This is a genomic window from Nocardioides daeguensis (assembly GCF_019192965.1).
GTDB classification, from domain to species: domain Bacteria; phylum Actinomycetota; class Actinomycetes; order Propionibacteriales; family Nocardioidaceae; genus Nocardioides; species Nocardioides daeguensis.
On record NZ_JAHTKU010000010.1, the window covers coordinates 209,598 to 232,472 of the forward strand.

Sequence of the window (22,875 nt, forward strand, 5' to 3'; positions counted from 1 at the left end):
GGTCAACGAAAGCGCAGCACGCCGCCGGGAGTTGCGGCCGCGGTGACCGGTCGGTCGTGCGGCTCGACGGGGACGTCGGGGAGCACCTCGTCGTCGTAGAGCAGGACGCAGGTGAAGGTCCCGACCGGCACCCGCGCCAGCGCGCGGTCGTAGGACCCGCCGCCGCGGCCCAGGCGCAGGCCGGCCCTCGACACCGCCAGGCCGGGAAGGAGGACGACGTCGGCGGTGGCGACCGCGTCGAGGCCCAGACCGGCGCCGACCGGCTCGAGCAGCCCGCGGCGGGCCGGCGCCAGCGAGGTCGGGCCGTGGTACGTCGCCCAGTCGAGGTCGTTGTCGGGCAGCAGCAGCGGCAGCAGCACCCGCTTCCCGGCGGCGACCAGGTCGTCGAGCAGCGCGGTGGTGCCGGGCTCGGCGCCGACGGAGACGTACGCCGCCACGGTCGCCGCCCGGCGTATCTCCGGTGCGGTCAGCAGGTGGTCGGCGATGGCCCGGGCGGCGGCCCCGACCTCGCTCAGCGAACGGCGCCGGCGGCCGGTGAGGAGCTGGTCGCGGACCGCGACCTTGGCCGCGCCTTGGCACGGTTGTGGACCTGTCACCGGACCAGCCTACGATCGGCGGTATGGGTATCAGCGGCCGCAGCGGCGGTCTCGAGAAGGCGCGGGCGAAGATGCTCGACGCCGGGGTCGACCCCGTTGCGATCGAGACGTTCGCGCACTACTACCGCCTGCTCGAGCACGGCGAGACCGGCATGATCCCCGAGTCGACCATCGAGCCGGTCGACATGGAGAGCCTCGCCGACGTCGAGGTCCCCGACGACGTGGCCGCCGACGCGATCGGCAAGACGGTGGCGATCAAGCTCAACGGCGGGCTCGGCACCTCGATGGGCATGGAGCGCGCGAAGTCGCTGCTGTGCGTGCGGCGCGGCCTGTCCTTCCTCGACATCATCGCCCGTCAGGCGCTGCACCTGCGCCAGCAGTACGACGTCCGGTTGCCGCTGCTGTTCATGAACTCGTTCCGCACCTCCGCCGACACGCTGCACGCCCTGGGCCGCTACGAGGACCTCGCGGTCGACGGGCTGCCCCTGGAGTTCCTGCAGAACAAGGAGCCGAAGCTCCTCACCGCCGACCTGACGCCGGCCAGCTGGCCGAAGGACCCCGACCTCGAGTGGTGTCCGCCCGGCCACGGCGACCTCTACACCGCGCTGCGCGGCACCGGCCTGCTCGACCGGATGATCGAGCTGGGCTACCGCTACGTCTTCGTCTCCAACTCCGACAACCTCGGTGCCGTGCCGGACCCGCGGGTCGCGGGCTGGTTCGCGTCGACGGGGGCGCCGTTCGCGATCGAGGCGGTCCGTCGTACCGCCTCGGACCGCAAGGGCGGCCACTTCGCGCGTCGCAAGGCCGACGGCCGGATCGTGCTGCGCGAGACGGCGCAGACGCTGCCCGAGGACCGGGAGGCGCTGGCCGACCTCGACCGGCACCGGTTCACCTCGACCAACAACCTGTGGTTCGACCTGCGCGCCATGAAGACCGTGCTCGACGGGCGTGAGGGGATCCTCGGCCTGCCGCTGATCCGCAACCTCAAGCACGTCGACCCGGCCGACCCGGCCTCGCCCGAGGTGGTCCAGATCGAGACCGCGATGGGCGCGGCGATCGAGGTCTTCGACGGTGCCCGGCTGATCGAGGTCGGCCGCGACCGGTTCATCCCGGTCAAGACCACCAACGACCTGCTCGTGCTGCGCTCCGACGTCTACGAGATCGGCGCCGACTTCGCGCTCACGCAGGTCGCCACCGACGTCCCGTACGTCGACCTCGACGCCGACCACTACAAGGTCGTCGGCGAGTTCGACAAGCGGTTCCCCGAGGGCGCGCCCTCCCTGGCCAAGGCCACGGCGCTCAAGGTGGAGGGCGACTGGACCTTCGGCCACGGCGTGCAGGTCGTCGGCTCGGTCGAGCTCGACGCCAAGGGCGCCCAGCGGGTCCCCGCCGGCGAGGTGCTCTCGGGGTCGGATGACTGACCCCGCCTGCGCGGTCGACGAGCACCGCGCGCGGCTGCTCGAGGGCGTCACGGCGCTGGACCCGGAGGTCGTGCCGCTCGCCGAGGCACTGGGCCGGGTCCTGGCCGCCGACGTCGCGGCGACGCTGTCCGTGCCGCCGTTCGACCACGCCGCGATGGACGGGTTCGCGGTCCGTGCCGCCGACGTCGCGTCGGTGCCGGTGGCGCTGCCCGTGTCCGGCGCGGTCGCGGCCGGCGACCCGGTCACCCCGCTGGTCCCCGGTACGGCGGTCCGGATCATGACCGGCGCGCCCGTCCCGCCCGGGGCCGACCTGGTCGTCCCGTTCGAGTGGACGACCGGCACCGACCCGGTCGAGATCGTGCAGCGCGCCGACGCCGGGCGGCACATCCGGTTCGAGGGCGAGGACGTCCGCGCCGGCGAGGCCGCCCTCGCCGCCGGGGTGCGCCTCGGCCCCGCCCAGCTCGGGCTACTCACCTCCGTGGGCGCCACAGCGGTCGCGGTCCGGCCGCGTCCCCGGCTCGCCGTGCTGTCCACCGGTGCGGAGCTGGTCGCGGGCCACGTGCCCGACAGCAACTCGCCGACCCTGCTGGCCGCGGGCCGCGCTGCCGGTGCCGACGCCGCTGCCTTCGGGCCCGCCCCCGACGACCTCGCCGGCTTCCGCGCCCTCCTCGCCGCAGCGGTCGACACCACCGACCTGGTCGTCACCACCGGCGGCATCTCCGCCGGCGACCACGACGTCGTGAAGGCCGCCCTGCGCGACGACCCCGGCTTCTGGTTCGGCCCGATCGCGATGAAGCCCGGTCGCCCCCAGGGCTGTGGGGTGGTCGACTCCTCCGACGGCCGCCGGGTCCCGGTCGTCACCCTGCCGGGCACCCCGATCGCCGCCTACGCCTCCTTCCTGCTGTACGTCGTCCCGTTGCTCCACGCGCTCGCCGGCACGCCCTGGCGGCCGGTGACCGCGCCGCTGGCCGCGCCGGTGACCGCCGGCGACCGGACCGTCCTCCTCCCCGGAGTCGTCGACGAGGCGGGTGCGATCCGGCCCCTGCCCGGTCACGCCGGCCACTCGCAACGGCTGCTCGCCGCGGCCGACGCGTTGCTCGTCGTACCGCCCTCGGGGAGGCTGGTGCCCGAGGGCACGCCCGTCGAGGTGCTTGCCCTGCATCCCCGATCCCAGGAGGGCCTCGATGGCTGACGAGCAGGCACGACTGACCCACGTCGACGCCTCCGGTGCGGCGCGGATGGTCGACGTGTCGGCCAAGGACGTCACCCACCGGGTGGCGACGGCGTCCGGCCGGGTGCTCGTCTCGCCCGAGGTGATCGGCCTGCTGCGCGGCGAGGGAGTGCCGAAGGGCGACGCGCTCGCCGTGGCCCGGATCGCCGGGATCATGGGCGCCAAGCAGACGCCCGCGCTGGTCCCGCTGTGCCACCCGCTGTCGATCTCCGGCGTCACGGTCGACCTCACCGTCGCCGACGACGCCGTCGAGATCGCCGCGACCGTGCGAACGACCGACCGCACCGGCGTCGAGATGGAGGCGCTGACCGCCGTCTCGGTGGCCGCGCTCACCGTCGTCGACATGGTCAAGGCCGTCGACAAGGCGGCGGTCATCACCGACGTCCGGGTCGAGACCAAGACCGGCGGCAAGTCGGGGGACTGGTCGCGGTGACCGCTCCCGCCGGCCTGCCTGCCGTGGTGGTGGTGGCGTCCAACCGCGCCGCCGCCGGGGTGTACGACGACACGACCGGTCCGCTCCTCGTCGAGGCCCTGCGTTCGTGGGGCTTCGACGTCGGCGACCCGGTCGTGCGGCCCGACGGCGAGCCCGTGGGTGAGGCGATCGCGGCGGCCGTGGCGGGCGGCGCTCGGGTCGTGCTCACCACCGGCGGCACGGGACTGACCCCGACCGACCGCACCCCCGAGGTGACCCGGCCGCTGCTCGACCGTGAGGTCCCCGGCCTGGCCGAGGCGATCCGCGCCGCGGGCGTGGCGAAGGGCGTCCCCACCGCGGTCCTGTCCCGTGGCCTGGCCGGGGTCGCCGGCTCGGCGCTCGTCGTCAACCTGCCCGGATCGCGCGGCGGCGTGAAGGACGCGCTCGCCGTCCTCGAGCAGGTCCTGACCCACGCCGTCGAGCAGATCGTCGGGAGCGACCATTGAGCGACGCGCCTCGTGAGCGGATGATCGTCGGCGTCCCCGGGCGCGCGTGGCCCAACGAGCTGATCTCCGGCACCGACCCGGTCGTCCGGCTGCGGCCCATCGCGCGGTCCGACGCCCGCGCCTGGCGCTCCGCGCGTCGCCGCAACGCCACGTGGCTCGGCCCCTGGGACGCCACCGCCCCGCCCGGCTCCGACGCCCGGCCGACCTCGTTCCGCGCGCTGGTGAAGCGGCTGCGCAGGGCGGCCCGCCGCGGGACGACGTACCCGTTCGTGATCGAGGTGGACGGCGTCTTCGCTGGCCAGGTCAGCGTCAACAACATCGTGCGCGGCTCGGCGCAGTTCGCGTCCGTCGGGTACTGGATCGACCAGGAGTTCGCCGGCCGCGGCGTCGTCCCACGCGCCGTCGCGATGGTGATCGACCACTGCTTCTTCCTCGGCGGCCTGCACCGGATCGAGATCTGCATCCGCCCGGAGAACTCCAACTCCCTGCGGGTCGTGGAGAAGCTCGGCATCCGCGAGATCGGCTACGCGCCGTACTTCCTGCACATCGACGGCGAGTGGCGCGACCACCGGATCTTCGCGGTCACCCGGGAGGAGGCGCCTCGCGGCGTCCTCGTGCGGCTCGACCGGCCCGAGTCCGAGCGCTTCTGAGGGACCTGTCGCGCAGGATGACCGTCGGGGGAGTGGTCAAATCACATGCGTCACACGAATCAATCTGTGACACACCGATGGACATGCACCCCGCAGTGAGGTAGCCCTCCTAACCTCTCGGTGTGGACCTGAGCTCGCTGATCTTCGTCGCCGTGGTCGTGGCGTGGGCGGTCTACCTCGTGCCGATGGCGCTGCGCCGCCACGAGGAGGACGCCTCCAGCCGCTCGGTCGAGGGATTCTCCGACCGGCTGCGGGTGCTCGCCCGGCGCGAGGCGGTGTCGTCCACCGAGGCCGAGCTGGTCGCCGCCGGTCGACCGGTCCAGGAGTCGCGGGACGAGACGCGGGACGAGGAGCCCGCGGCGCCCACCCCTGCGCCGCGCGCTGCCCGTTCTGCCGACGCTCCCGTCGAGGTTCCTGTCGAGGTTCCTGCCGCGGAGTCGACCGCCCAGCGCCGGCTCCGGCAGTCCGCGGCCGCCCGCCGCGCCGCCGCTCGTCGCCGCCGGGTCTTCAACCTGCTGCTGCTGGCGATCGTGCTCGTCGCCGCGCTCGCGATCGGCAAGGTCGTCGACTGGGTCTGGCTCGCCGCCCCCGTCACCTTGATGGCCGCCTGGCTCGTCGCCTGCCGGCTCATGGTCAAGCGAGAGCGTGCCGCCCGCGCCACGCCGGTCCGCAAGCGCCGCACCACCCTCGCCGACGAGGTCATCGCCGACGAGGACGCGTCGAAGGACACCGACGACGCCGACGAGGTGCGCGACGACACCGACGAGATCGCTGTCGTCACCGCCGAGGTCCTCGACGAGCCCGCCGAGGCCGCCCCTGCCACTCCCGTGGTCGACGGCTGGACCCCGGTCCCCGTGCCGCTGCCGACGTACGTCGCCAAGGCGCCCGCCGGCCGCACCGTCCGCACCATCGACCTCGACTCGACGGGCGTGTGGAGCTCCGGCCGCAACGAGGCCGATTCCCAGCTGGCCCGTGAGGCCGACGCCCAGCGAGCCCAGGCGGACGCCGCCGCGGCCGACGCCGAGCAGCGCCGCGCGACCGGCTCCTGACCGTCCCGGATGCGGGGCTGGGCCGCGGGTAACGCCCGGCCATGACCCACGACGACGAGGGCACCGCCGCCGACCGCCAGGCGGCCCAGCAGACCCGCGAGCAGGAGAAGAAGTACGCCGACTCCGCGACCGCGGTCTCTCCCGACACCCAGGGCGCCGACCCTGAGGAGGTCATCGACGACAGCGCGTTCTCGGGAGGATCGGCCCGCGGCCAGTCGACGACCTTCGAGGACCCGCCGAAGCCGCGGGGCAGCTCGAACGTCGACCGCGGTCCGCACGGCGACGACCAGCCGCGTCCGGCCGGCAACGCCGACGAGGACCGCAACTGACCATCCCGATTCGGAGACGGCGCGACCCGGGTGCTACCGTTTCTCCTCGCTTGGGGGTGTGGCGCAGTTGGTAGCGCGTCTCGTTCGCAATGAGAAGGTCAGGGGTTCGAATCCCCTCACCTCCACCAGCAAGCAAGAACCGGCAGGTCGCCTCTGACCTGCCGGTTCTCGCGTTCTCGGGCGTCCGGCTCTGGGACCTCCACGAAGCGCCGCCGGGCCGTCTCGCTCACCCCACCCAGCGCCGAAGCTCGTCTGCCAGGACGGGTCCGAACCGCAGCTGCGGGAAGTGCGCGCCCGCGCCCACGACGTTCTTGCCCTCGAGCTCGCGAAACAGCCGCTCGCGGACCCGGGCAGCGAACCACGGAGCCGAGCTCCCCGTCCAGCCGGGGCCTCGCGCTGCTGGCGAGCTGGTCACTGGCGTCCCCGGGGTCCGAGTTCGTTCTGTGACGCGCGGACCGTGTCAGCGGGCGCTGCCGCGGTGCCGTTGACGGTGCGAGGCGTCGACCGTGAGCAGATCATCCGCGCTGCGCTCGACCACACTCAGAAGTCGAAGACCAGCCGCGCTGCGGTACGGGCGTTCAGGACGTCGTCGATGGCCTCGTTGACCTGGTCCAGCCTGCGGGACTCCGCGATGACCCGGGTGCGGCCCAGCGCGTGCAGCCGGAACACCTCCGCGAGGTCCTGGCGGGTGCCGACGATCGACCCGATCACCGAGATGCCCTTGAGGACGGTCTCGAAGATCGGCAGGTGCATCGGTCCGTCACCCTCGGGGGGCAGCGCCACGCACACCAGCCGGCCGCCGCGGCGCAGGGCGGCGAAGGCCTGCTCGAACGCCTTCGGGGTGACCGCCAGGGCGACGGCGACGTCGGCGCCGCCGAGGTCGGCGATCGCCTGGACCGGGTCGGTGGTGGCGGCGTTGACGGTGTGGTCGGCGCCCAGCTCGCGGGCCAGCTCCAGCTTCTCCTCGGTGAGGTCGACGGCGATCACCTCCGCGCCGACGAGCCGGGCGTACTGCACCGCGAGGTGGCCGAGACCGCCGATGCCGAAGACCGCGACGCGCTCGCCCGGGACGACGTCGGCGACCTTGATCGCCTTGTAGGTCGTCACGCCGGCGCAGGTCAGGGGGAGCGGCGTCGAAGGAGCTGACCTCGGCGGGGACCGGTACGACGTAGGCCGCGTCGGCGACGGCGTACTCGGCGAACGCGCCGTCGACGGAGTAGCCGCTGTTCTGCTGCTCCTCGCAGAGCGTCTCCCAGCCGCTGATGCAGTGGTCGCAGTGCCCGCAGGCGCGGCCCAGCCACGCGATCGCGACCCGGTCCCCGACGGAACGCTCGGTGACGCCGGGACCGATGGCGGTGACGACGCCGACGCCCTCGTGGCCGGGGACGAAGGGCGGAGTCGGCTTGACGGGCCAGTCGCCGTGGGCGGCGTGGATGTCGGTGTGGCACAAGCCGCACGCCTGCATCCGTACGACGACCTGCCCGGTGCCCGGCTCGGGCAGGGGGCGCTCCTCGATGACGAGCGGGGCGTCGAAGCTGGTCACGACTGCTGCTTTCATGGCTGTTCTCCTGGGGTGCGCTCGGCGGGTGGGTGGCAGGCGCCGACGCGGCTGAGGAAGTGCACCCTCGCGCGGCCGGGCCGTACGGCTTCCCACTCCACCGTCCGGACGGAGGCGCCGGGAGGGGCTTAGGTCCCGGGACGGGGGTCTCTCTGGCAGGTTCACGGGGCCGCCGGCACTCCGGGCGGCGGGACCTAGCGGATCGGCCCGCGGTCGCCCACGACAGCGGCGACGTACGCCGCCGCGGGCTCGCGCACCAGGTCCTGCAGCTCGAGGAACAGGGGGATCGTCTCGTTGCCCGGCCAGTCCGTCGGCAGGAACTCGGCGGGAAGTGCCGGGTCCACGTAGGTGATCGGGCGCCAGGCATCCAGTGCTCGGACCCAGGTCCGGAACGCCGCGCGGGGTTCACCGCTGGCCCGGAAGGCCTCGACGTCGGGGGCCACCCGCTGCCGGAACTCGTCGTGGAGCGCCCATACCGACTCCAGGTCCCACCAACGCTGTACGGCGACCGCGGGCTCGGTCGCGCCCCGGATCGAGTCGACCATGAACAGGGTCACCCGATCGGCGACGTCGAGGTCGGCGACGATCTGCTCGATCTCGTCGACCATGAAGCCCGGCGCGATGAGGAGCGCGGCAGCCACGGAGCCGCACCCCACCCAGGTGAGTCGGCGCCGCAGCTGGTGGCGCAGGTCCCGCTGTTCCTCGGGGATGGAGAAGGAGACGACGCACCAGGGCGAGTCGGCGGTCATGAAGCGTGGTGCCACGATCCGCTGGCTGTCGCGCTCGATCAGCTGTTCGGCCCGCGGGGTGAGCACGTAGCCCGATGCTCCGTCGCGGACGTCGGTCGCGACGACCCCCTTCGCCTTGAGGCGGGTCAGCGCGGTGCGGGTGCGGGCGCCGCTCACGTCCACCGCCTCCATCAAGGAGACCAGGGAACCCGAGGTCAACCACGTCTCCCCGATGGCGGTCGAGACGCCGAGGACGGTACGGAGGAGTGAGGTCGCGCTGCCCGGTCGCGCGTCGAACTCGTCGACAAACTCATGCACGCCTCGATCCAACCGTCCTCTCCTTGCCCGTGCCACGGAGGGTTGCCGTCCGGCCCTGCTCGCTGCTGTCCGCTTCGGATCCTAGGCCGACCCGAGCGAGTGCCGTGACCGCCGCCCGGCCGGTCGGCGAGGTGGTGCGGGAAGCTCAGGCGGGGGAGTGCGCCAACAGCTCCCGGACGTGGGCGAGGGCGGTGAGGACCTCGGTGAAGCTGGTGCTCAGGGGGGAGAGCCCGACCCGCAGTCCCCGGGGAGGGCGGAAGTCGGGGATGACACCACGCTGCCAGAGCCCGGCGACCACGTCGCGCATGTCCGCGTGCTCGAGCATGACGTGGCTGCCGCGGCGCTCGCGGTCGGCGGGCGAGGCGACCACGACACCGAGCGGCGCCAGCAGCTCCTGGGCGACCGCGACGGTGAAGTCGGCGAGCAGGACGGACTTGGCGCGGATGGCGGGCAGGCCCGCCACCTCGATGAGATCGAGCATGTCCTGCAGCGGCACCATCGCCAGGATCGGCGGAGTGCCGCTGATGAACCGGCGCATTCCCTGCGCGGGGCGGTAGCTCCCGCCCATCGCGAACGGGTCGGCATGCCCCATCCATCCGGCGATCGGCTGGGTCAGCCGGTCCTGCAGGCGCGCGGCGACGTAGCCGAACGCCGGGGCGCCGGGACCGCCGTTGAGGTACTTGTAGGAGCAGCCGACGGCGAGGTCCACGTCGTCGGCGTCGAGGGCGAGCTCCAGCACCCCGGCCGAGTGGCACAGGTCCCACAGGACGAGGGCGCCGACCCGATGGGCCTGCGCGGTGATGGCCGGCAGGTCCGCGATGTACGCCGACTTGTAGGCGACATGGCTCAGCAGAAGTACGGCGGTCTGCTCCGAGACGGTCCTGCGCACCTCCTCGAGCGTGACGCCACCGGACGGGTCGGGAGAGATCCACTGCACCGTCAGGCCGCGCTCGCGGGCCACCGCGTCCACGATGAACCGATCCGTGGGGAAGTTCTCGGTGTCCGCCACGATCTCCGTGCGGCCCGGTGAGGCGTCGACGGCAGCACGGAGGAGCTTGTAGAGCATCACGGTGGTCGAGTCCGCGACGACGGTCTGTCCGGCGCCCGCTCCGAGCGCGACGCGGCCGAGCTGGTCGCCGAGGACCAACGGACGCTCCATCCACCGCTCGTCCCACGATCGGATGAGTCGTTCGCCCCACTCCTCGCCGACGAAGTCGCCGATCCGGTCGCGGGTGCGCTTCAGGGGCCGGCCCAGCGAGTTCCCGTCGAGGTACGCCGTGACCGTGTCCGGCAGGTGGAAGGCGTCGCGGTGGGCGGCGAGCGGGTCGCTCCGGTCGAGCGCGTGGGCCTCGTCGACGAGGTGGGCAGGGATCTCACGGACGTTGATCGACATCGTTCTCCTCGAGAGGGGTGCCGGCGAGGCGCCGGCAGTCGGCGAGCCAGGCGACGACCTGCTCGGCCGTGGCTGGCAGGGGGTGCGGGGAGACCAGCAACCGGGTGTCCGATGCCGGCCCGGGCTCGGTGGCGCCGGTCAGCGCGGCGAGCAGGTCGTCCCCGTGCAGGCCTGCCTCCCCCAGCAGGCGGATCTCGGCGGGGTTGACTCCCAGGGGCGCGGGGCCGTTGCCCGCGTCGGTGCCGTAGACGACCCGGCCGCCCGCCTCGCGGAAGCGGCGGACGTTGTCGATGGCGCACGCACGTCCCGCGGCGTCGTGGATGGCGAGCGTCGAGCACCAGGTCATCGCCCGGGCGCTGACCAGGAGGTCATCCGTGAGCCGCTCGGTCCAGGGGGCGTGGACGAGCAGATCGGCGCCCGCCTCGATGGCGCGGGCGGCCTGGCCCTCGCCCCCGGCATGGACCCCGACCGGGAGCCCCGCCGCGTGACTGGAGGTCACGAGCTCGGCGAGGACCTCGTCGCTGAGCAGACCCATCCCGGCGTGCAGGGCGATCTTGAGCAGGTCGTAGCCGGCGGCCACCGCCTCGGCGACGGCACGGGCCGCGGCTGCGGCGGAGTCCACGACCCGCACCGCGGCGTCGGGGGCCCAGGGCCGGCCGAGCGGATAGCCACCGGGGGCGGTGTGGAACGGCCCGGCCACGTTGACCTCGAGGCCGCGGGGCGGGTTCCGGCGCCAGGCGAGAGCCTGGCGGGGATCCCAGCCGAGGTCGTGGACCTCCACCAGAGGCGAGTCGGCGAGTCCGGTGTGGTCGACCAGGCCGAGGTGCACGTGGTGGTCGACCAGTCCCGGGAGGACCGTGACCGGCCGGGGGAGGACTCCCGCGGGCACGGGCCCGACCCGGACCACCCTGCCCTGGTCGGCCCGGATCAGGGACGGACCGTGCCGCCGCCCGTCCCAGTAGTCCGCGACGGCGTGCTCAGGCACCGAGCCCGGTCCGCACGGTGATGAGCTCGGGGAAGAAGGTCAGGTCGAGGGCGCGCTTGAGGAAGTCGACCCCGGAGCTGCCGCCGGTGCCGACCTTGAAGCCGATGGTGCGCTGCACGGTGCGCAGGTGGCGGAACCTCCACAGCTGGAAGGCGTCCTCGAGGTCCACGAGGTCCTCGCAGATCGCGTACGCCGCCCAGTGGAGCTCCGGGTCGCGGTAGATGGCGGCGAACACGGGGACCAGGTCCGGTTCCTCGACCCACGCGGCGCGGACGTCCCGGTCCAGCACGCCGGCAGGGACATCATGCCCCTGCCGGGCGAGGTGGCGGAGGAACTCGTCGTACAGGGTGGGGCTGTCGAGGAGTGCGGCCAGGCCGGCCCGGACCTCGGGCTTGGCATCGAAGACCGGCAACATCGCTGCGTTCTTGTTGCCGAGGATGAACTCCACCGAGCGGTACTGGTGCGACTGGAATCCCGACGAGGAGCCGAGGAAGCCGCGGAACTCGCCGTACTCCGACGGCGTCAGCGTCGCCAGCACCGACCACTGCTCGGAGAGGGTGCGGAACACGTGCTTGACCCGAGCCAGGGCCTTGCGTGCGCGGCTGGGCTGGTCGGCCGCGAGGTAGCGGCGCACCGACTCGAGCTCGTGCAGGACCAGCTTGAACCAGAGCTCGGTGGTCTGGTGCTGCACGATGAAGAGCAGCTCGTCGGGATGCTCCGGCTGGCTCAGTGGCTGCTGGGCCGACAGCAGCTGGTCCAGTCCCAGGTAGCTCCCGTAGTCGAGCGCCGAGGTGAAGTCCGTCCGAATCCCGTCCTCGAGGGCTCGCTCGCCCGGGCACGCCGTCATCCGCCACACTCGCTTTCACTGTCGTTACGATCGTAACGATCGTGATGGTTTCACGATCGCCGAAGCGGCGCAATGCCCGACGGCGAAAACTTCGCCGGGTCTCGCCGGGGGGTGTGACCCGGCCGCGACCGGACGCTCGGGGCGCCTGTCGCCGCGGGAGATCTATTGACATTCACAGAACGAACGTGACAAGAATGGAATACCGCCGCCGATCTGCCGGTCGCAGCTCCGCAGCTGCTCGGCGGCCGGCGGCTCGACGTCCAGCAGGCGATCACGGCCGACCCTCGGTCGTGGGGTCGGGCTGGCGACCGTCGTCATCCCTGACCGTACGCACCTGGCCACCGTCGTCCGGGGCGGGAACGACCCGCGTCTCTGGAGGAAGCTCATGCCCCTTTCGCCGTCCAGCCATGTCGACACCTTCGCCCGGGACAACCTCCCGCCGGCCGAGCTCTGGCCGGTCCTGGAGTTCACCACCGGCGACCTGGCCTATCCCGACCGCCTCAATGCCGCCACCGAGATCATCGACATCCCCGCCGCGCGCTGGCCCGAGCGCCGTGCGCTGACCACGCCGGAGGGCGAGACCTGGACCTATGCCGAGCTGTTGACCCGGGCCAACCAGGTCGCAGCCGTGCTGCGCGACGACTTCGGGCTGGTGCCCGGCAACCGGGTCCTGCTCCGCGCGCCCAACAACCCGTGGACGGTCGCGGCCTGGCTGGGCATCCTCAAGGCGGGATGCGTTGCCGCAGTCACCTTCCCCGCGCTGCGCGCACGCGAGCTGACGCCCATCGTCGTCAAGGCCAAGCCGACGCTCGCCCTGGTCGACCATCGCTTCGGCGCGGACGTCGACGAGCTCGTCGCGACCGTGGCGCCCGACATGCGGGTCCTGTCGATCGGCGCCCCGGTCGCCGACGACCTGGTGGCGCGCGCGGGCGCGAAGTCCGGTGCCTTCGACAACGTCGCGACCGCGGCCGACGACGTCGCGCTCTTCTGCCCGACCTCGGGCAGCACGGGCGAGCCGAAGATCTGCACCCACTTCCACCGCGACATCTTGTCGATCGACAACACCTTCGGCCGGCACGTCCTGGCCCTGGAGCCCGACGACGTGGTCTCCTGCACCGCGCCCTTCGCCTTCACGTTCGGGCTCGGGATGCTCGTCGTCTTCCCGCTCCGCGCCGGAGCGTGTGCCTTCCTGACCGAGGCCGCGCCGCCGGTCCAGCTGGCCGAGCTGGTCGCGGCGCACGGTGTCACGGTGCTGGCGACCGCGCCCACGGCGTACAACCAGATCCTGCGCTCGGGCAGGATCGACCGGCTCGCCGGCCTACGGGCCGCGGTCAGCGCCGGCGAGCACATCTCGACCCAGACCTGGCAACGCATCCACGACGAGCTCGGGCTCGCGATCATCGACGGCATCGGTGGAACCGAGCTCCTGCACATCTTCATCTCTGCCGCGGGAGACGACATCAAGCCGGGCTCCACGGGGCGTCCGGTGCCCGGATATCGCGCCACGATCCTCGCCGAGGACGGCACCGAGGTGGGCCCCGGTGTCGAGGGCCGACTGGCGGTGCGGGGGCCGGTCGGCTGCCGCTACCTGGCCGACGAGCGCCAGGAGAGCTACGTCGTCGACGGCTGGAACGTCACGGGCGACACCTTCTCCCGCGACGAGGACGGCTACTTCTACTACGCCGCCCGCACCGACAACATGATCGTGTCGTCGGGCTACAACATCGGTGGGCCCGAGGTCGAGGCAGCGATCGACGAGCACCCCAGCGTGCTGGAGTCGATGGTCGTCGCCCAGCCCGACGCCGAGCGTGGCTCCGTCGTCTTCGCCGCTGTCGTGCTGCGTCCCGGCATCGAGGGCACCGACGACCTTGTCGTCGACATCCAGAACTTCGTCAAGCAGACCCTCGCGCCGTACAAGTATCCGCGTCGCGTGCGCTTCGTCGATGCGCTGCCGCGCAACGCCAGTGGCAAGCTGCAGCACTTCGCGCTGCGCCAGCAGGTCGAGCGGGAGGCTGCCGCCGACGAGGTGGTGTGAGCGTCGCCGACGCGGGGTGTCGCCCGGCGTGATCCGTCGCGCCGCGGCGGCGCCAGCGGTCCGCCCAGGGGACTGAGGGCGCGGACTCGTTGCCCCTGCGGGGAGGTCTCTCGGGCCTCGCCACCGCCCGTGGCACCGGCCCCGGGGGGCCGGAAGCCCGAGGCTGGGTCGACTCCCCATGCGCGCTGTCCTGCGGTCGTCGGGCGATGTAACGCGGCTGTCACCAGACTTAACAAAACTGACGTTTCATTTCGTTGACGAACGTCACGAATCCGGATTACATTCATTCTCGTGACGTACGGCACACTTATGAAATGTCTGTGCCGTAGGCGATCCAAGTCGACGGAGGGCTCATGAGCGGCGTGATGGACGACCTCGATGCGCGGGTCGGCAGCACCACCTCGCTGCTGCGCACCGTGATCGGGACGAGTGTCCGGACCGAGGGTGGCTGGCTGTCCTCCTCGGCGTTCGTCACGCTGCTCGAAGAGCTCGGCGTTCCGGCCGGACGCACCCGCACCGCGCTGACGCGCCTCAAGGCCAAGGGGATCGTGGTGCTCGAGACGCGTGCGGGTAGCGCGGGCTACTCGCTGACCGATGCCGCACGGCTCATGCTCGAACGCGGTGATCGTCGCATCTACCAGCCGCGGTTCATGGACGACGACCAGGACTGGTTCGTCATCTCCTTCACCGTGCCCGAGGACGACCGGCAGCTGCGCCACCAGCTCAAGCGTCGACTGAGCTGGATCGGCTGTGGATCGGTCGCGGGCGCGCTGTGGATCGGTCCCGGCTTCCTGATCGACGAGGCGGAGCAGATCGTCGCCGACCTGGGGCTGACCGGACAGGTCACCTTCTTCGTCGTCCAGGAGATCCGGGGAGCGACCGCTCCCGCCGACGCCATCGCCCGGTGGTGGGACCTGCCGGCCATCGCGGCGCGTCACGAGGACTTCCTCGCGGCACACGGTGCGTCACTCGCTGCCTACCGAGCCGATCCAGGTCCGCAGAACGCCTTCCGGAGGTGGGTCCTCGCACTCGACGCCTGGCGGCCGATCCCCTACGTCGACCCCGGGTTGCCACTGTCGCTCCTCCCCGACGACTGGCCCGGCAGGCGGAGCATCCCCGCCTTCCTCGAGCTGCGTGACGCGCTCAGCGTCCCCGCCGCGGAGTACATCCACACCGTCGTGGCCAGCCCCGTCGTCGCACGGACCGCCCACCACCGAGGCCAGGAGTCAGCGTGACCGGAACAGCGCTCGGACAAGCCCGCCTCCGGGAGGCCTTCGCCCGCTTCCCCTCGGGCGTCGCGGTCCTCGCCGCCGTGGTGGAGGGCGCGCCCCACGTGCTGGTGGTGTCCTCCTTCACGGTCGGAGTCTCGCTCGAGCCGCCCCTGGTCGCCTTCGCCGTGCAGAACGGATCGGGAACATGGCCCCTGTTGAAGCGCGCCGGTTCGTTGGGTGTCAGCGTGCTGGGCGCCGAGCACGGCGACCTCTGTCGCCAGCTGGCCTCACGCGAGAAGGAGGCTCGCCTCGTCAACGACCCGCTGCAGCGGATGGACTCCGGGGCGCTGATCGTCCCCGACACCCCGCTGCGGCTGTGGTGTCGCATCCACGACGAGTTCCCGGCGGGCGATCACACGATGGTCCTGCTCAAGGTGCTCGACGTCGACGGCGACACCGCGGACGACCTCCCGGGCGAACCCCTCGTCTTCCACGGCTCGACCTTCCGCCGCCTGAAGGAGTCGGGCTGATGGGAATGACGAGGACGGACGCCGGGGACCTCCAGCTGCGCATGCTCCATCGGCCCACCGGCCATCGGCGGGGCATCTGTCTGCTGCCGGAGGTGCCCCCCGACGTCGCTGCCGCCGCCGCCCAGGTGCTGGCGGAGCACGGCGAGGAGCGCGAACGCCGCCTCGCCACGATCGCGCCTCGTCCCGGGGCCGAGCACACCACCGACGACGAGATCGTCTACTTCCTCGACCGGTTCGGCCATGAGTACACCGTGGTGCTCTGCGGCGCTGACCGCGCCGACACGACCGGACTGAAGGCTGCCGCCGAACGGGCCGGCTGCGCCCTGGTCCTGGTCTGACCCGACCGCATCGACCGCCCCTCCCTTCCATCGACCCGTCCATCGACCCGTCCATCGACCCGTCCACCCGAATCCTCGATCTTCTCGGGACGTCCACTTCCTGCGCGGGATTGTCTGCGCCCCACGAGAAAGAACCAGCCATGACTCGTCTCACGAACCGCTTCCGGGCGATCGGCCTCGTCGCCGCCCTCGCCGCCACTGCCTCGCTCACCGCCTGCGGCGCCTCCTCCGACGACGGCGAGGAGAAGGCCGGCACCGGCGGCACGGCCCTGTTCAAGACCCTGCCGAAGGCGAACCAGGACTCCGCCGAGGTCAGCTTCGGCGCGCTCTGGGAGACGCCGCCGATCATCAGTGTCACCGCCTCCGACACGACCAAGCCGGTCGGTCTGGCTCCCGATCTTGCCGCCGCGCTCGGAGAGGAGCTGGGGGTGAAGGCGACCTGGCAGAACATGCAGTGGCCGGCCCAGCTGCCGGGCGTCCAGTCCGGCGTCGTCGACGCCCTCTTCGGTCAGGTCAACGTGACCGAGGAGCGCGAGCAGAGCATCGTCGACATGGTCCCGTTCTACAAGACGACGATGGCCCTGCTCCTGCCAGCCGACGACGCCGACGGCGTGAGCGCGGTGGGGGACATGTGCGGCACGACCGTCGGCGCCCCCGTCGGTTCGGAGACCGTCGCCCAGCTCAAGCAGCTGAGCGCGCAGAAGTGCGCCTCCGAGCCCATCAAGATCAAGGAGTTCCAGGGGGCCACGCTGGCGATCAGCGCGGTCAAGTCCGGTTCGATCGATGCCTGGCTGGACACGACGGCCAGTCAGGTCGTCGCCGCCGAGGCCGACGCGGACCTCACCTCGGTCGAGGTCCCGGAGGAAGAGATCGCCCCCGTCTACAACGGGATCGCCGTCGGCAAGGACAAGCCCGAGCTGACCAAGGCCCTCGTGGTGGCCCTGCGCAACCTGATCGAGAGCGGTCGCTACGACGAGATCTTCGCAGCGAACGACTCGGCGCCCGCCGCCATCACCGCCGACGAGGTCGTTGCGAACCCGATCACCTCGACGCCGGTCGGCCAGAAGTAGCGGCAACGGCCATGAGCAAACCAGCCGTCGCCGGCAGGATCGTGGCTGCGCCGCCAGCCGCTTCCGGCCCGCCGTTGAAGGTCGTGCCCGTTCGGCACTGGGGACGAGCGATCGGTGCGGGCATCGTCCTGGTGACCCTCGCCGGGGCCATCAAGGGAGTCGCCACCAACGACAACCTCGAGTGGGGCGTCGTCGGGGACTATCTCTTCGACGCCAACGTGTTGCGGGGACTTCGTCTGACGCTGGCCATGACGGGAATCGGCATGGTGGCCGGGCTCGTCCTGGCCATCGTCGTGGGCGTGATGCGAACCTCGGCCAGCCGGATCGTCTCGGGGGCTGCCGCGGTCTGGGTCTTCGTCTTCCGTGGCATCCCCCTCGTCGTGCTGCTGATCTTCGTGGGCAACCTGGGCCTCTTCTTCGACGACCTCACGCTCGCGATCCCCCTGACCGGGGTGGAGCTCTGGTCGGCGCCCGTCAGTGAGGTGGTCACGCCCTTCTGGGCATCGGTGACGGCGCTGGCGCTGGCCGGATCGGGGTACATGGCAGAGGTGGTCCGCGCGGGCCTGCTCTCCGTCGGTCGCGGGCAGCACGAGGCCGCCATGGCGCTCGGCCTGCCCCAGGTCGGGACCCTCCGGTTCATCGTGCTGCCGCAGGCGCTGAGGGTCATCATCCCGCCGCTCGGCAACGAGCTGATCGGGATGCTCAAGGCCTCGGCGATCGTCTCGGTCATCGCGGGCGGTGACCTGATGACCGCCGTTCTCGGCATCTCCGGTGTCACCTTCCGCACCATCGAGATGCTCATCGTCGGCACCCTCTGGTACCTGGCCGTCATCGCGGTGCTCTCGGTCGGCCAGTACTTCCTCGAGCGAAAGGCGGCCGAGAAGTGAGGCGCGCACCCGATCCCACCACTGCGCCCTCGACGGATGACGGCGCGATGATCACCATCCGGGGCGTGCGGAAGGCCTACGGCTCCGTCGAGGTCCTGCACGGGATCGACCTCGACGTCGCCCGGGGCGAGAACGTGTGCATCATCGGTCCCTCCGGCTCGGGCAAGAGCACCCTGCTCCGCACGCTCAACCACCTCGAGGACATCTCGGCCGGCACCATCCGCGTCGACGGTCACCTGATCGGCTACGAGGAGAGAGCCGGCCGGCTCCACGAGCTGCGAGAGTCCGCGGCCTGCCAGCAGCGGCTGCAGGTGGGGATGGTCTTCCAGCACTTCAACCTGTTCCCACACATGACGGCCCTCGAGAACGTGGCCTTCGCGCCGATCAAGGTCAAGAAGGAGAAGCCGGCACAGGCCCGGGCCTACGCGACCGAGCTCCTCGGCCGGGTCGGCCTCGCCGGCAAGGAGAGCTCCTATCCGTCGAAGCTGTCAGGGGGCCAGCAGCAGCGGGTCGCCATCGCCCGGGCGATGGCGATGCGCCCGGACGTGATGCTCTTCGACGAGCCGACCTCGGCCCTCGATCCCGAGCTGGTCGGCGAGGTGCTCGCCGTGATGCAGGATCTCGCCAGGACCGGTGGCATCACGATGGTGGTGGTGACCCACGAGATCGGATTCGCCCGCGAGGTGGCCGATCGTGTCGTGTTCATGGACCAGGGCGTCATCGTCGAGATGGGGCCGCCCGGACAGGTCCTCGACGATCCCCAGCACGACCGCACCCGCAGCTTCCTCTCGGCGGTGCTGCGGTGACGCCAGCGGGGCCGGTCGCCCTCGTGGCAGGCGCGACCGGGCCGATCGGGCGGGCGGTCGTGAGAGCACTGGCGTCCGACGGGGCGCGCGTCGTCGCCCTGTCCCGGTCGGGCGATCAGGTCCGCGGCTGCGTCCAGGCACTCGCCTGCGACCTGGGCGACCGGACGGCCCTGGACGACGCGGTGAGCACGGTCGAGTCGACCTGGGGTCCGGTCGAGGTCCTGGTCAACGCGGCGCACCCGCCGCCGGAGCTCGGTACGGCGGTCGCCGACCTGAGCGCCCGCGTCCTGGCCGACCAGCTCGCGGGCGTCGCGGCCCATGCCGCCCTCTGCGCGCGGATCGTGCCCGGGATGCGTCTACTCGGCCGAGGGCGGGTGGTCTACGTCGCCGGAGCGTCGATGGCCCGCCCCCTCCCGGGGGGCGGTGGGTACGCCGCGGCCAAGGCCGCCGGTGCCGTGCTCACGCGTCACCTTGCTCTCGAGGAGGGCCCGGCCGGCATCACCGCCAACGTGGTGGCGCCCGGTCGGGTCGTCGACCCGGCGTCCCCGAGAGAGCCGTCCGCCCACGCCGCCGCGCTGGGGCAGGAGCTCGCCCAGCGCATCACCCTTCCCACCTTCCCTTCCCCCGACGACGTGGCCTGCGCTGTGTGCCTCCTCGTCGCTTCCCCGGCTCTCACCGGCCAGACCATCTGGGTCACCGGTGGAGAGCCGATCGCGGCCTGAGCCGCGTTGTCGAAAGGACCTTCCCTTGACCGCCACCACTTCCTCCTCCGCCGCCTGCGACCTCGGGGTCGACCTCAGGGCGCCTGACTCGGCCGAGGCGGTGCTGTCCAACGCCCGCGCACTGCTGCCCCTGGTCGCCGCCGAGGCCGACGCAGTCGAGGCGGCGGCCCGGCTCACCCCGCGGCTGGAAGCGGCCTTCCGCGCCTCCGGGGTCTTCCAGATGGCCTTCCCCGCCTTCCGAGGCGGACTGGAGATGACGCTGGCCCAGCAGACCGAGGTGGTCGCCGAGATCGCCGCCGTGGACGCATCCGCCGCGTGGAACGTCGCGGTCCTCAACGCCGGGGGCTACTACGCCGCCCGGCTCGGTGACCAGGCCTACGCCGAGCTCTACCCGACCCGTGACATGCCCACGAGCGGCTCCTTCCATCCCCGCGGCCGGGCGCAGCGCGTCGACGGCGGCTTCCTCGTGACCGGACACTGGGACTGGGGCAGCGGGAGCTACACCGCCGAGCACGTCGTCGGCAGTGCCGAGGTCTTCGACGGCGACTCGCCGGTCCTCGGTTCGGGTGGCAAGCAGATGCATCTCGGCCTGTGGTTGCCGAAGCACGCGCTCACGGTGCTGCACAACTGGCAGACCCTCGGGGTGCGCGGATCCGGCAGCACGTCGTACGAGATCGTCGACCCGGTCTTCGTCCCGGAGCACCATTCCTTCGATCGCGAGGCCGAGTACGACCAGTCGCGCGACCCGTTGAACCGCAGTGTGCGGCTCGCGCACTACGCCCTGACCGGCGTCTCCCTGGGTGTCGCGCGGCACCTCGTGCACGAGGCGGCGGCCGTGGTCGGCCGCCGGGTGGGCTCGGGCGGCTCCGGCAACCCCGACTCTGCGGCGCTGCAGACCCTCGGACTGGCCATGGCCGAGGTCGATTTCGCCTACGCCGGCGTGCGTGCGGTCGCCGACCTCGTCGACGAGGTCATCTTCGGCGGCGACGCGCTGGCGCCTGTGCACGAGGCACGCATGACGGCGGCGAACGCAGCGGCGGCCGTGGCGCTGCGCCGGGTCGTCGACCTGACCACCGAGCTCCTCGGCGGCCAGATGATCCTCGACCGCAGCCCGGTGCAGCGTGTGCTGCGGGACGCCTACGGCGCCTTGGCGCACGCTGGCACGAGGCGGATGCTGCTGGCTCCGCTGGCAGCCTCTGCACTGGCCGACGAGCACCACCGCCTCACCCTCCCCGACGACACGACCTACGGCGCCGGCTCGCTGCGGGTCGCCGGATCGTGACCGAGCCGCAGGCGGCGCCGGGGTTCACCGCCCCCGCCCCGCGGCTGCGGGTCGTTGTCGACCGTGCCGAGAGTCCCCGCTGCGGGCTACGGGTGGGCGATGGCGTCGTCATCGACGGATCCACCATCGTGACGCACGGCCGAGAGTTCTGCTCGGCTGCGCTCGCTGCCGTGGCCCCGGTGCTCGCCGCTCGCCAGTATCCGCTGCCGGTCGACGACTGGCTGGTGCGCAAGCCCTACGTGTCCTGCCCCCACGCCGACGACCGTGTGGTGCTGCGGATCGAGGAGCTCCGGGAGGAGTGTCGATGACGCTGCGGGTGCGCTGCACCGTCGAGGGCTTCAACTACTCGGCCTGCGGTCTGGCGGTGGGCGACAGCTTCGAGCTGTCCGTCACCGGCGTGACCGTCCCGGAGGGCCGCGCCTTCTGCTACTTCGCCATCACGAACGCGATCGCGGCCGTCCAGCCGAGCCTGGGCGCCGACGTCCCCGACGCCTACCTCGCGGCACGTCCCCTCGTGATGTGTCCCGACACCCCGGAGGACCTGCGTATGCGGGTCGAGGTGATCGACTCGTTGCCACCGACAGGAGAACCGTCATGACCCCCATCTTCAGTGCCCGCGTCGGTGGACACCCCGGAGCGCACGGGGTGCGCGGAGTCGTGGAGAAGGCCATGGCCGCCGAGGCGGCCGGATTCGACCAGGTCTGGACCGGCAACGACTTCCTGGGGGAGCCCGGCATCGTCACCCTCGCCGCCATCGCGATGAAGACGTCGCGCATCAAGTTCGGGAGCGGGGTCCTGGACCCGGTCACCCTGCACCCGGGCCAGATCGCACAGATCGCGACGGGCCTGCAGGAGATCTCAGGGGGACGGTTCCTGCTCGGCATCGGCGCCGGGTCGGATGTCTACTTCTCCCGGGCCGGCATCACCCCCGCCCTCAAAGCCGCTCCCCGGACCCGGGAGGCGGTCGTGACCATCCGGGAGCTGCTCGCCGGCCGCAGCCCGCTCGGGACGCCGTACGCCGGTGCGGGCTGGTCCGACCAGGCGATGCTGAGGGTCGCGCACCCCACCCCGATCTACGTCGGCGGCCTCGGCCCACGCATGCTGGCCGTCGCCGGGGCCTTCGCGGACGGCGCTCTGTCGTTGTGCCTGCCGCCGCGACACGTCCGCGCCGTCACCCGACAGATCGCCGAGGCGAACGCCGCCGCGGGGCGCACGATGGAGGACTTCGATCTCGCCGCGTGTGTGTGGGCGTCGATCTCCGACGATCGTGCCGCCGCCCGAAGGATCCTGGCCGCACACATCGCCGAGTACAGCGGCTCCCTGGCCCCCGCTGCGCTCGCGGCCAACGGGATGGATGTTGCCGAGTTCGAGCACACCCAGTCGCTGATGGACCAGGGCAGGGTGGCGGAGGCGATCGACTCGGTGACCGACTCCATGCTGGGGCTCGGCATCGTCGGTGGGGTCGACGAGGTGATCGAGCAGTGCGGTCAGCTGATCGACTCGGGCGTCCGCCACATCTCCTTCGGCCCGCCGATGGGCACCGACCCGCTCGGATCCCTGCGCCTGATCGGGGAGAAGGTCCTGCCTGCCCTCCGATCCCAGTTCGACGCCTGAGCGCGGCCTCGCAACACCTACGAAACCAGAGAGAAGGACCATGATCATCATTCACGGGGGAGTCCTCATCGACGCGGACCGCGTCGACGAGGTCGCCCGAGCCGCGGCCGACTTCGAGACCATCTCGCGTGCTGAGGCCGGCTGCGCGGAGTACCAGCTCTCGTGGCGGGTCGGCCCGCCAGCGAGCCTGCGCCTGCTGGAGATCTGGGAGGACGAAGCGAGCTACCTCGCGCACACCGAGGCCGCCCACACCCAGCAGTGGTCGGCCTACGTGTCCGGGGTGGCCGCCGGCCCGCCGGCGTTCACCAGGTACGACGTCGAGAGCTGAGTCGGCGATGCACCTGCGCAGCGCAGATC

26 protein-coding genes, 1 tRNA gene and 1 pseudogene are annotated in these 22,875 nt (G+C 72.0%); 21 read left to right on the forward strand and 7 right to left on the reverse strand.

Annotation, left to right across the window (positions count from 1 at the left end; genetic code table 11):
* Positions 1–2: 2 nt before the first annotated feature.
* On the reverse strand, positions 3–596 hold the full coding sequence (locus KU893_RS08700; RefSeq protein ID WP_218233949.1) for a 5-formyltetrahydrofolate cyclo-ligase: 594 nt from the start codon (positions 594–596) through the stop codon (positions 3–5).
* A gap of 23 nt (positions 597–619) precedes the next feature.
* Here KU893_RS08700 and KU893_RS08705 point away from each other — a divergent pair, with 23 nt between their 5' ends.
* From KU893_RS08705 to KU893_RS08740, 8 genes are all read left to right on the forward strand, one after another.
* Positions 620–2,017 (forward strand): UTP--glucose-1-phosphate uridylyltransferase, encoded by a 1,398-nt coding sequence (locus tag KU893_RS08705; protein ID WP_218233950.1) that lies wholly within the window; start codon positions 620–622, stop codon positions 2,015–2,017.
* Positions 2,010–3,209, forward strand: coding sequence for a molybdopterin molybdotransferase MoeA (locus KU893_RS08710; RefSeq protein ID WP_218233951.1), 1,200 nt, complete (start codon positions 2,010–2,012; stop codon positions 3,207–3,209). The genes KU893_RS08705 and KU893_RS08710 overlap by 8 nt, the downstream gene beginning before the upstream one ends.
* Positions 3,202–3,681 carry a cyclic pyranopterin monophosphate synthase MoaC gene (gene moaC / locus KU893_RS08715; protein ID WP_218233952.1) on the forward strand — a complete coding sequence of 160 codons (480 nt, stop codon included), beginning with the start codon at positions 3,202–3,204 and terminating at the stop codon, positions 3,679–3,681. The genes KU893_RS08710 and moaC overlap by 8 nt, the downstream gene beginning before the upstream one ends.
* A complete protein-coding gene (locus KU893_RS08720; protein WP_257440662.1) occupies positions 3,678–4,166 on the forward strand; it encodes a MogA/MoaB family molybdenum cofactor biosynthesis protein in 489 nt (162 codons plus the stop codon). The genes moaC and KU893_RS08720 overlap by 4 nt, the downstream gene beginning before the upstream one ends.
* A gap of 20 nt (positions 4,167–4,186) precedes the next feature.
* Positions 4,187–4,816 (forward strand): GNAT family N-acetyltransferase, encoded by a 630-nt coding sequence (locus KU893_RS08725; RefSeq protein ID WP_218234087.1) that lies wholly within the window; start codon positions 4,187–4,189, stop codon positions 4,814–4,816.
* A gap of 122 nt (positions 4,817–4,938) precedes the next feature.
* Positions 4,939–5,865, forward strand: coding sequence for a divisome protein SepX/GlpR (sepX, locus tag KU893_RS08730; protein ID WP_218233953.1), 927 nt, complete (start codon positions 4,939–4,941; stop codon positions 5,863–5,865).
* Positions 5,866–5,906: 41 nt separating this feature from the next.
* A complete protein-coding gene (locus KU893_RS08735) occupies positions 5,907–6,194 on the forward strand; it encodes a hypothetical protein (protein ID WP_218233954.1) in 288 nt (95 codons plus the stop codon).
* Between the two features lie 52 nt (positions 6,195–6,246).
* Positions 6,247–6,322: transfer RNA gene (locus KU893_RS08740), tRNA-Ala, on the forward strand.
* 412 nt (positions 6,323–6,734) lie between these two features.
* Here the strand turns inward: KU893_RS08740 and KU893_RS08745 are convergent.
* The 6 genes and pseudogenes from KU893_RS08745 to KU893_RS08770 form a co-directional block, all read right to left on the reverse strand.
* Positions 6,735–7,301, reverse strand: a complete 567-nt coding sequence (locus KU893_RS08745) for a zinc-binding dehydrogenase (protein ID WP_218233955.1) — start codon at positions 7,299–7,301, stop codon at positions 6,735–6,737.
* Positions 7,302–7,407: 106 nt separating this feature from the next.
* Positions 7,408–7,752: pseudogene (locus KU893_RS23770) on the reverse strand (alcohol dehydrogenase catalytic domain-containing protein); the annotation flags it as partial.
* Positions 7,753–7,946: 194 nt separating this feature from the next.
* Complete coding sequence (locus KU893_RS08755; RefSeq protein WP_218233956.1) at positions 7,947–8,798, reverse strand: PaaX family transcriptional regulator; 852 nt, start codon at positions 8,796–8,798, stop codon at positions 7,947–7,949.
* A gap of 145 nt (positions 8,799–8,943) precedes the next feature.
* Positions 8,944–10,191 (reverse strand): kynureninase, encoded by a 1,248-nt coding sequence (gene kynU / locus KU893_RS08760; RefSeq protein WP_218233957.1) that lies wholly within the window; start codon positions 10,189–10,191, stop codon positions 8,944–8,946.
* Complete coding sequence (locus tag KU893_RS08765; RefSeq protein WP_218233958.1) at positions 10,172–11,176, reverse strand: amidohydrolase family protein; 1,005 nt, start codon at positions 11,174–11,176, stop codon at positions 10,172–10,174. Before KU893_RS08765 ends, kynU begins: the two co-directional genes overlap by 20 nt.
* A complete protein-coding gene (locus KU893_RS08770; protein WP_218233959.1) occupies positions 11,169–12,023 on the reverse strand; it encodes a tryptophan 2,3-dioxygenase in 855 nt (284 codons plus the stop codon). The genes KU893_RS08765 and KU893_RS08770 overlap by 8 nt, the downstream gene beginning before the upstream one ends.
* A 385-nt stretch (positions 12,024–12,408) precedes the next feature.
* Between KU893_RS08770 and KU893_RS08775 the strand changes: the two genes are divergently transcribed.
* The 13 genes from KU893_RS08775 to KU893_RS08835 all read left to right on the forward strand — a co-directional run bounded on the left by KU893_RS08775 (position 12,409) and on the right by KU893_RS08835 (position 22,846).
* Positions 12,409–14,058: an AMP-binding protein gene (locus KU893_RS08775; RefSeq protein ID WP_218233960.1), complete on the forward strand. Its 1,650-nt coding sequence runs from the start codon at positions 12,409–12,411 to the stop codon at positions 14,056–14,058.
* 353 nt (positions 14,059–14,411) lie between these two features.
* Complete coding sequence (locus KU893_RS08780) at positions 14,412–15,293, forward strand: PaaX family transcriptional regulator (protein ID WP_218233961.1); 882 nt, start codon at positions 14,412–14,414, stop codon at positions 15,291–15,293.
* Positions 15,290–15,799: a flavin reductase family protein gene (locus tag KU893_RS08785; RefSeq protein ID WP_218233962.1), complete on the forward strand. Its 510-nt coding sequence runs from the start codon at positions 15,290–15,292 to the stop codon at positions 15,797–15,799. The genes KU893_RS08780 and KU893_RS08785 overlap by 4 nt, the downstream gene beginning before the upstream one ends.
* Before the next feature lie 5 nt (positions 15,800–15,804).
* Entirely contained in the window at positions 15,805–16,137 is a 333-nt protein-coding gene (locus KU893_RS08790; RefSeq protein ID WP_218233963.1) for a hypothetical protein, read from the forward strand.
* 140 nt (positions 16,138–16,277) lie between these two features.
* Positions 16,278–17,207, forward strand: a complete 930-nt coding sequence (locus KU893_RS08795; protein WP_218233964.1) for a transporter substrate-binding domain-containing protein — start codon at positions 16,278–16,280, stop codon at positions 17,205–17,207.
* A gap of 11 nt (positions 17,208–17,218) precedes the next feature.
* Positions 17,219–18,094: an amino acid ABC transporter permease gene (locus KU893_RS08800; protein ID WP_218233965.1), complete on the forward strand. Its 876-nt coding sequence runs from the start codon at positions 17,219–17,221 to the stop codon at positions 18,092–18,094.
* 47 nt (positions 18,095–18,141) lie between these two features.
* Complete coding sequence (locus tag KU893_RS08805; RefSeq protein WP_218233966.1) at positions 18,142–18,900, forward strand: amino acid ABC transporter ATP-binding protein; 759 nt, start codon at positions 18,142–18,144, stop codon at positions 18,898–18,900.
* Between the two features lie 23 nt (positions 18,901–18,923).
* Entirely contained in the window at positions 18,924–19,622 is a 699-nt protein-coding gene (locus tag KU893_RS08810) for an SDR family NAD(P)-dependent oxidoreductase (RefSeq protein WP_257440666.1), read from the forward strand.
* 25 nt (positions 19,623–19,647) lie between these two features.
* On the forward strand, positions 19,648–20,904 hold the full coding sequence (locus KU893_RS08815) for an acyl-CoA dehydrogenase family protein (protein WP_218233968.1): 1,257 nt from the start codon (positions 19,648–19,650) through the stop codon (positions 20,902–20,904).
* A complete protein-coding gene (locus KU893_RS08820) occupies positions 20,901–21,212 on the forward strand; it encodes a TIGR04076 family protein (RefSeq protein WP_218233969.1) in 312 nt (103 codons plus the stop codon). The genes KU893_RS08815 and KU893_RS08820 overlap by 4 nt, the downstream gene beginning before the upstream one ends.
* Positions 21,209–21,502: a hypothetical protein gene (locus KU893_RS08825; RefSeq protein ID WP_218233970.1), complete on the forward strand. Its 294-nt coding sequence runs from the start codon at positions 21,209–21,211 to the stop codon at positions 21,500–21,502. Before KU893_RS08820 ends, KU893_RS08825 begins: the two co-directional genes overlap by 4 nt.
* Positions 21,499–22,518: an LLM class flavin-dependent oxidoreductase gene (locus tag KU893_RS08830; RefSeq protein WP_218233971.1), complete on the forward strand. Its 1,020-nt coding sequence runs from the start codon at positions 21,499–21,501 to the stop codon at positions 22,516–22,518. The genes KU893_RS08825 and KU893_RS08830 overlap by 4 nt, the downstream gene beginning before the upstream one ends.
* A gap of 40 nt (positions 22,519–22,558) precedes the next feature.
* The gene (locus tag KU893_RS08835) at positions 22,559–22,846 is read left to right on the forward strand and encodes a putative quinol monooxygenase (protein ID WP_218233972.1); all 288 of its coding nucleotides are present in this window, start codon (positions 22,559–22,561) and stop codon (positions 22,844–22,846) included.
* The last annotated feature ends 29 nt before the right edge of the window (positions 22,847–22,875 follow it).

Bases quoted from the DNA above. Each gene is read 5' to 3' on its own strand.
- KU893_RS08735 (WP_218233954.1), top strand. From the start codon at position 5,907: ATGACCCACGACGACGAGGGCACCGCCGCCGACCGCCAGGCGGCCCAG.
- KU893_RS08780 (WP_218233961.1), top strand. From the start codon at position 14,412: ATGAGCGGCGTGATGGACGACCTCGATGCGCGGGTCGGCAGCACCACC.
- KU893_RS08705 (WP_218233950.1), top strand. From the start codon at position 620: ATGGGTATCAGCGGCCGCAGCGGCGGTCTCGAGAAGGCGCGGGCGAAG.
- KU893_RS08800 (WP_218233965.1), top strand. From the start codon at position 17,219: ATGAGCAAACCAGCCGTCGCCGGCAGGATCGTGGCTGCGCCGCCAGCC.
- KU893_RS08770 (WP_218233959.1), bottom strand. From the start codon at position 12,023: ATGACGGCGTGCCCGGGCGAGCGAGCCCTCGAGGACGGGATTCGGACG.
- KU893_RS08710 (WP_218233951.1), top strand. From the start codon at position 2,010: ATGACTGACCCCGCCTGCGCGGTCGACGAGCACCGCGCGCGGCTGCTC.
- KU893_RS08835 (WP_218233972.1), top strand. From the start codon at position 22,559: ATGATCATCATTCACGGGGGAGTCCTCATCGACGCGGACCGCGTCGAC.
- KU893_RS08725 (WP_218234087.1), top strand. From the start codon at position 4,187: ATGATCGTCGGCGTCCCCGGGCGCGCGTGGCCCAACGAGCTGATCTCC.
- moaC (WP_218233952.1), top strand. From the start codon at position 3,202: ATGGCTGACGAGCAGGCACGACTGACCCACGTCGACGCCTCCGGTGCG.
- kynU (WP_218233957.1), bottom strand. From the start codon at position 10,191: ATGTCGATCAACGTCCGTGAGATCCCTGCCCACCTCGTCGACGAGGCC.
- KU893_RS08795 (WP_218233964.1), top strand. From the start codon at position 16,278: ATGACTCGTCTCACGAACCGCTTCCGGGCGATCGGCCTCGTCGCCGCC.
- KU893_RS08790 (WP_218233963.1), top strand. From the start codon at position 15,805: ATGACGAGGACGGACGCCGGGGACCTCCAGCTGCGCATGCTCCATCGG.
- KU893_RS08775 (WP_218233960.1), top strand. From the start codon at position 12,409: ATGCCCCTTTCGCCGTCCAGCCATGTCGACACCTTCGCCCGGGACAAC.
- KU893_RS08805 (WP_218233966.1), top strand. From the start codon at position 18,142: ATGATCACCATCCGGGGCGTGCGGAAGGCCTACGGCTCCGTCGAGGTC.
- KU893_RS08825 (WP_218233970.1), top strand. From the start codon at position 21,209: ATGACGCTGCGGGTGCGCTGCACCGTCGAGGGCTTCAACTACTCGGCC.
- KU893_RS08830 (WP_218233971.1), top strand. From the start codon at position 21,499: ATGACCCCCATCTTCAGTGCCCGCGTCGGTGGACACCCCGGAGCGCAC.